This is a genomic window from Bradyrhizobium sp. (assembly GCF_049512235.1).
GTDB lineage: Bacteria > Pseudomonadota > Alphaproteobacteria > Rhizobiales > Xanthobacteraceae > Bradyrhizobium.
In genome coordinates, this window is the sequence record NZ_JBEKXH010000360.1 from 1 (window position 1) to 6,577 (window position 6,577).

Annotated in this window: 5 protein-coding genes and 1 tRNA gene; 1 reads left to right on the plus strand and 5 read right to left on the minus strand. The window is 63.9% G+C overall.

The genetic code is table 11. From position 1 onward, the window contains the following. From ABSG20_RS26170 to ABSG20_RS26190, 5 genes are all read right to left on the minus strand, one after another. Window positions 1-2,064, minus strand: a 2,064-nt coding sequence (locus ABSG20_RS26170) for a valine--tRNA ligase (protein ID WP_423867385.1), incomplete at its 3' end; no start/stop codon positions are given. Between the two features lie 229 nt (window positions 2,065-2,293). Continuing rightward, a complete protein-coding gene (locus ABSG20_RS26175) occupies window positions 2,294-3,058 on the minus strand; it encodes a PopZ family protein (protein WP_423867386.1) in 765 nt (254 codons plus the stop codon). Window positions 3,059-3,557: 499 nt separating this feature from the next. Next, on the minus strand, window positions 3,558-4,964 hold the full coding sequence (locus tag ABSG20_RS26180; RefSeq protein WP_423867387.1) for a TolC family outer membrane protein: 1,407 nt from the start codon (window positions 4,962-4,964) through the stop codon (window positions 3,558-3,560). A 174-nt stretch (window positions 4,965-5,138) separates the two neighbouring features. Next, window positions 5,139-5,804 (minus strand): protein-L-isoaspartate O-methyltransferase family protein, encoded by a 666-nt coding sequence (locus tag ABSG20_RS26185; RefSeq protein ID WP_423867388.1) that lies wholly within the window; start codon window positions 5,802-5,804, stop codon window positions 5,139-5,141. Between the two features lie 163 nt (window positions 5,805-5,967). After that, window positions 5,968-6,147: a hypothetical protein gene (locus tag ABSG20_RS26190; protein WP_423867389.1), complete on the minus strand. Its 180-nt coding sequence runs from the start codon at window positions 6,145-6,147 to the stop codon at window positions 5,968-5,970. Window positions 6,148-6,412: 265 nt separating this feature from the next. On the opposite strand from ABSG20_RS26190, the gene ABSG20_RS26195 reads away from it, so the two are divergent. Continuing rightward, window positions 6,413-6,487: transfer RNA gene (locus tag ABSG20_RS26195), tRNA-Asn, on the plus strand. Window positions 6,488-6,577: the final 90 nt, after the last annotated feature.

Sequence of the window (6,577 nt, forward strand, 5' to 3'; positions counted from 1 at the left end):
CCAGACGAAGCGGTAGGCGGCGCCCGCCGCGTCATTGAAGCGGTAGGCCTCGATCGCTTCGGTCACCTCGCGGGTGGTGCGCACCGTCTCATGGGCAATCCAGCGGTTCAGCGTCTCCTTGGCTTGCGTGGCATCGAAGCCCGTCGGCAGCACGCAATCGTTCATCTCGGCGAAGCGGCAGGCGTTCCAGAGCTTGGTCGCAAAATTGCGGTTGGTTTCGACAAGCTGGGGCGAGAGCTTGATGTCGTGCCCCTGCGCGGCCGCACGTGCCAGCGCAAAGCGCAGCGCATCCGCACCATAGTCATCGATGATGCCGAGGGGGTCGACGACGTTGCCCTTCGACTTCGACATCTTCGCGCCCTTCTCGTCACGAACCAGGCGGTGGATGTAGACCGTGGGAAACGGAACCTGCTTCATGAAGTGCAGGCCCATCATCATCATCCGGGCGACCCAGAAGAAGATGATGTCGAAGCCGGTGACGAGCACATCCGTCGGGTAATAGCGCCTGACGTCGGTGTCGTCGCCGGGCCAGCCCAGCGTCGAGAACGGCCACAGCGCCGAGGAGAACCAGGTGTCGAGCACGTCCTCGTCGCGGGTGATGAAGCCTGCGCGCTTGTTGCGATCGAGCGCCATCTCGCGCCCCTGCTCCGGCGTGATGACCTCCTGCTCGGCGTAATAGCCGAGCGCGTTGCCTATGGCTTCCTCCTCGGTTTCGGCGACGAAGACCTTGCCGTCCGGCCCGTACCACGCCGGGATCTGGTGACCCCACCAGAGCTGGCGCGAGATGCACCAGGGCTGAATGTTCTCCATCCACTCGAAATAGGTCTTCTCCCAGTTCTTCGGCACGAACGCGGTCGCGCCCGAGCGCACCGCCGCGATCGCGGGCTGCGCCAGCGTCTTGGCGTCGACATACCACTGGTCGGTCAGATAGGGCTCGATGACGACGCCGGAGCGATCGCCGTGCGGCACCGTATGGCTATTCGGCTCGGTCTTCTCCAGAAAGCCGAAATCCTCCAGCCGCTGCAGGATCAGCTTGCGCGCAGCGAAGCGGTCGACGCCGTGCAATTCCTCTGCGAGCTGCAAGGCGCCTTCCGGCAGTCCACGCAGGTAGTCCTCGTTGCCGACCAGCGCGAGGTGGCCCTCCTGATCGAGCACGCTGATCTGTGGCAGGTTGTGCCGGCGGCCGACCTCGAAGTCGTTGAAGTCGTGCGCGGGCGTCACCTTGACGGCGCCGGACCCTTTTTCGGGGTCGGAATATTCGTCGGCGACGATGGGTATCTTGCGCCCCACCAGCGGCAAGATCGCATGCCGGCCGACCAGATGGCTGTAGCGCTCGTCACCCGGATGGACCGCCACCGCGCTGTCGCCGAGCATGGTTTCGGGCCGCGTGGTGGCGACAACGATGAAACTCTCGGCGTCGCCGGGATCGAAGGTTTTGCCCTCGAGCGGATAGCGCAGATACCACAGGCTGCCCTTGATCTCGATCTGCTGCACCTCGAGATCGGAAATCGCGGTCAACAGCGCCGGATCCCAGTTGACCAGCCGCTTGTCCTTGTAGATCAGCCCGTCGCGGTGCAGTTCGACGAACACCTTTATCACGGCGCGCGAAAGGCCCTCGTCCATCGTAAAGCGTTCGCGCGACCAGTCGCAGGACGCGCCAAGCCGCTTCAGCTGATTGACGATGACGCCGCCGCTCTCGGCCTTCCATTGCCAGACCCGCTCGAGGAATTTGGCGCGGCCGAGATCGCGCCGGCCCGGCTGCTGCCGCTCCATCAATTGCCGCTCGACCACCATCTGGGTCGCGATCCCGGCGTGATCGGTGCCCGGCTGCCACAGCACATCGCGGCCGCGCATGCGCTCGAAGCGGCAGAGGATGTCCTGCAAGGTGTTGTTGAGGGCGTGCCCCATATGCAGCGAGCCGGTCACGTTCGGCGGCGGGATCACGATGGTGAATGGTTTGGCGTCGCGGCGCTCGGGGCGGCCAGCCCTGAACGCGCCGCTTTCTTCCCAGATCCGGGACATGCGGCCTTCGATATCGGCGGGCTGGTAGTTCTTCTCGATCATGGCGCTGCAATCATGGCTGTGGAACGCGTCAAGCCTGAGATAACGGTTGAAGCAGGGCCGGTAAGGCTCTGTGGCTGAGCCAGAAGATCACGCCCCGCTCAGAGTGAATCGGACCATGATCTCAGCTGCCCGTTTCGGCGCGATCTCCGGGCAAACGGCTTCAGCCTTCGCCCCAGGAAAAGCCGGTTCCCACCCTCGGGTCAAGCCCGAGAAGGCATGCTTTTCCGGATCATACCCTGCCGCCCCGCGAGACCCGCTCGATTTCGGCCTTGACGATCCGCTCCACCAGTCCGGGCAAATTATCGTCGAGCCAGGATTTCAGCATCGGCCGCAGCATTTCCTTGACCAGATCTTCAAGCGTCCGCGCGTTGTTGCTGAGCACGGTATGAGCCAGGCTGTTGAAGGCGGATTCAACCGCGGAGACGGTCGAGCGCGACAGGATCGGCGCCGCCGCATCGGGGCTGCTCTCGCCGCGGGGTTCGAATGCGGGTTGCCGCGGCGCGGCTCTGGCAGAGGGGGCTTCCACGAACACGCGATCCTCCGGAGCTTCGACCTTGTGGAACAATGGCTGCGCCGGATCCGGCAGCGCCATGTCGTCGGTGAGTTCGAACACCTCGGCTTCGGGCGATGGTGGCCGTATTTCCGCGGGCGAGGTTGCCTCATCGAGGCCTGCCAGCAACGCATCGATGTCGTCCTGGCCGTTGGAAACAGCGGGCGCGGCGGCCGGCGGCGGTGCGGGAGGCGGCGGCGCCATCTTGACGGCGGCGGGGGCCGGCTTGGCGGCGGCCGCGGCAATAACCGGCGGCGAAATGTCATTCATCGCGGGCGCCTTGACTGGCGTCGCCGCGGCGAGCTTTTCGGGCTTGGCAGGGGTTGCGGGGCTTGGGGACTTTTCGCCGGCCGACGGCGATGCTTCGTCATCGGCGATGATGCGCCGGATCGACGCCAAAATCTCCTCCATCGAGGGCTCTTGGACCTTCGCAGGCTGCGTCATCTCCGACTCCACATCATCAACGGCCTCGAATGCGTGTTACACCAAGACGGGTGGGACTTGCTGATTTGCAGATATGCAGGCCTGGATTTTCGCCACGCAGGCCCGACTTGTCCCCAGATCAAGCGACGCTCGGCTGATCGCACCTGTCCTCGCCCCTGCCGATGGCGCCGAAGCGTCGCGTCGAAGGACGCCGGAAAGGCGGCGCGAATCGCTCTGTTGCCTCCGGGAAAGGTACGTCATGACCATGTGTACGTCATGGCCATATTTGATTGCAAGCAACGCCGCGGCGCATGAAATACATCCCTCGGGGCCTGACCCCAAGGCGTGTCGTTCTGGCACACCGCTGATGCCGCCTACAAACATACCCTTTTCAAACAAGTCAGATCGTGGCCGCGGAATGCCGGTGATCCACCACCGAAAGCCGGCATCCATCTTGTTGCCGATCGGCGCTTTCGGGAGCGCAACCGGTTCTCCACCGCAAGTGCCGGCGGCTGGACGATCAGCGGCCGTCGGGCGTGCGCACGCCGATCCAGCTGTCGCGCACCTGCTGATAATGTACGCTCGGGTCGTAGACCTCGGTGGGCAGTTTGAGCACCTGAGGCGACAAGCGGCCGACGGCGCTCAGGACCGCGTAGGAGGCGACCACGCGATCGTGCTGCGCGGTGACCAGCGCGACGCGGGCGTTGACCAGCGCCTGCTGGGCGTTGAGCACGTCGAGGGTGGTTCGCTGTCCGGCCTTGGCCTCTTCCCGAACGCCGTTAAGCGCGATCTCGGACGCCGTCACCTGCGATTGCGCCGATGCCACCTGCGCCTTGCCCGCTTCGAGCTGTCCCCATGCCGTCACAATGTTGGCGCGGACCTGGTCGCGGGTCTCGTCAAGAACCAGACGCTGCTGCGCCACGTTTTCTTTCGACTGGCGGATCAGCGAGTACTCGGCGCCGCCCTGATAGATCGGCACCGAAAGCTGCGCGATCGCCGAGGCGCCGAATGACCTGTAAACGGTCAATTGCTGCTCGTAGGCCTGCTGCACGGAGGCCTGCAGCGTCACCGTCGGCAACAACGCGCCTTCGTTGATCTTGACTGTGAGAAAATTGACGTCGATGCCGAACATCGCCGCGGTCACATTCGGGTTTTCGATCAGGCCGAGTTCGACCGCGCTGGGCAGCGTCGCCGGCAGAAAGCGATCGACCGGCGAGCCTGGCGCCAGTGCTTCCGGTTCGTTGCCGATGATGCGGCGGAAATTCGACCGCGTCGTCGTCAGATTGGATTCGGCGGTCAGTTGCTGGGTCTTGCCGGCGGCGAGTTGCGCTTCCGACTGCGCCACGTCGGTGCGTGTCACCTCGCCGACATTGAACCGGTCGCGCGTCTGCTTCAGCGTCTGTTCGAGCACCCTTGTATTGCTGCGCTGAACCTCGACGATGGCGGCATCGCGCAGATAGTCCATGTAGATCGTCGCGGCATTGAGCAGCACCGTCTCTTCGAGAACCCGCAGGGCTTCGCGGGCGCCCGAGACCTGGCTCTCCGCCGCGCGGGTCCTATTGGCGGTCTGCTGGCCGTTGAAAAGCGTCTGCGTGACGGTGAGGCCGACGCTGCGAGGGGGATTGGTGCCGTTAATTTCGGTCCTGACGATCTGTTGGGGCGTGCCGCCTTGGGTGGAATTCGTATCGGTGTACTGGTAGCCGGCGCTGGCGGTGAGCGCGACCTTGGGCCGATAGCCCGACAGCGCCTGTGGCACGTTTTCGTCGGTGGAACGCACCTGGGCGCGCTGCGAGTTGAGCTGCGGATTGCCCTGATAGGCGCGCACCAGCGCCGCCTCGATAGTATCGGCCAAGGAGGGCGTCGGGCCCATATACGCCAGCATCATTACCGCAGCGGCAGCTCCGGTAACCAACTTCAGCCTACGCATCCCCAGTGATCCGTTCATCCCGTTAGCCGGCTCGAGCGCGCCCGAACCGGGTTACCGCTTGATCCCAAGACAGTACCCCCGCCTACCTTATTCCCCGCCTCCGCCTGGCGGAACCCCTGCGCCGGCGAAACCAAGTCGAAACTCTTGACCTGCAGCATCCGGGTCACACCTCAACTAGAAAACGAACGCCGGGAGCCGTTCGAGCCCCGGCAGAACCGGCGCCGTCGCGTCGAACAGTGTCCGGCTACCAAAGTCTTCGTGGGAGTGTGTCACCAGCATGGCGCGCGGCGGCTTTGTGGTTGCGAAAACCCCGACCAAGCGGCCGCCCTCGGTGAGCTGCCGGTAGAGCCGCTCGGGCGCGACCTCGGTTGCGCCATCGAGCACGATAACGTCGTAGGGGGCGCCCGCCGGATCCCCGTCGGCCGCCGTCGTCGCTGAAAATGTCACGTTGGCAAGTCCGAGCTGAGCCAGAACAACCATGACCTTGGCGGCCTGCGCCGGATCACTTTCGGTTGCGGTCACCCGCCTCGCCAGTCTGGCCGCGATGGCCGCGGTGTATCCGGTCGCGCTGCCCGCCACCAAGACCTTGTCGGTCTCCCCGATGTCGGCAGCCTGCAGCATCTTCGCCGTTACGACGGGCTTGATCAGGAAGCGCTTTGCCGAACCTGCTTCGCTGATATCGAGATCGAGGTCCAGATAGGCCAGCGCTTGCTGGCTGGCTGGGACGAATGCCTCGCGCGGCACGGCCAGCATCGCGTCCAGGATTCGGATATCGGTGACGTCGCTGGGGCGCACCTGACCATCGACCATTTTCTGGCGCGCGGTCGCAAAATCGGACATGGGCGGACCTTGGAAGTCGTGCGCGGCTTGCCGCGGGGAAGGAACTAAAAAACGCATCATCTTTGGAACAAGCCTCGCCAAAACGCAACATACCGAAATGGCCCGTGCCAGCCCTTATATCCGCCATCCTCCTCGCAGCCCGGTCGGGTCGGAAATACCCAAGCTATTCAATGGTAACCGCGAGTCGTCCGATCAATCTTGCAACCTCTGCCAAATGCTCGGCATCGTGCTCTTCTACGGCCTGCGCGAGCCGGCGCAGGCATTCCTCATCGCTCATCGCCGGCTTGTCCTTTGGAACGATCGAGAGCTCCGGTTTAAGTAGCTGGATCAGGACGTCGGGCATGGCATCACCTTCCTGGTAACATCCGGTGGCGCCAGCGTGGCCTGCGAATGCGTCCATTTGGCGGCCATCGGTGACGCGGAACAGCCGCGCGGTGGCCGCGCCTGGCCGTGGCCATTCCCGGTGGGGTCGAAATCGACAAAAGAACCTGTCGGCACAGGGGTTTCGCCGGATTTTTGAAGTCGCGCGCGAGCGGATATTTGGTCCTTTGCAAGCCCCGGTGGCTTTGTTATACGCTGCGCACCCGCGAACGTTCCGTTTCGCGTGTTCCTCGGTAGCTCAGCGGTAGAGCATTCGACTGTTAATCGAATGGTCGCTGGTTCGAATCCAGCCCGGGGAGCCATTCCTGATTTCCAGTGGCTAGAGTGACCAGATCGGAGCATGTCCGAACTGGTCACGAAACCCATAGCAGCGGCGGAAGTGGTGGGTTTCG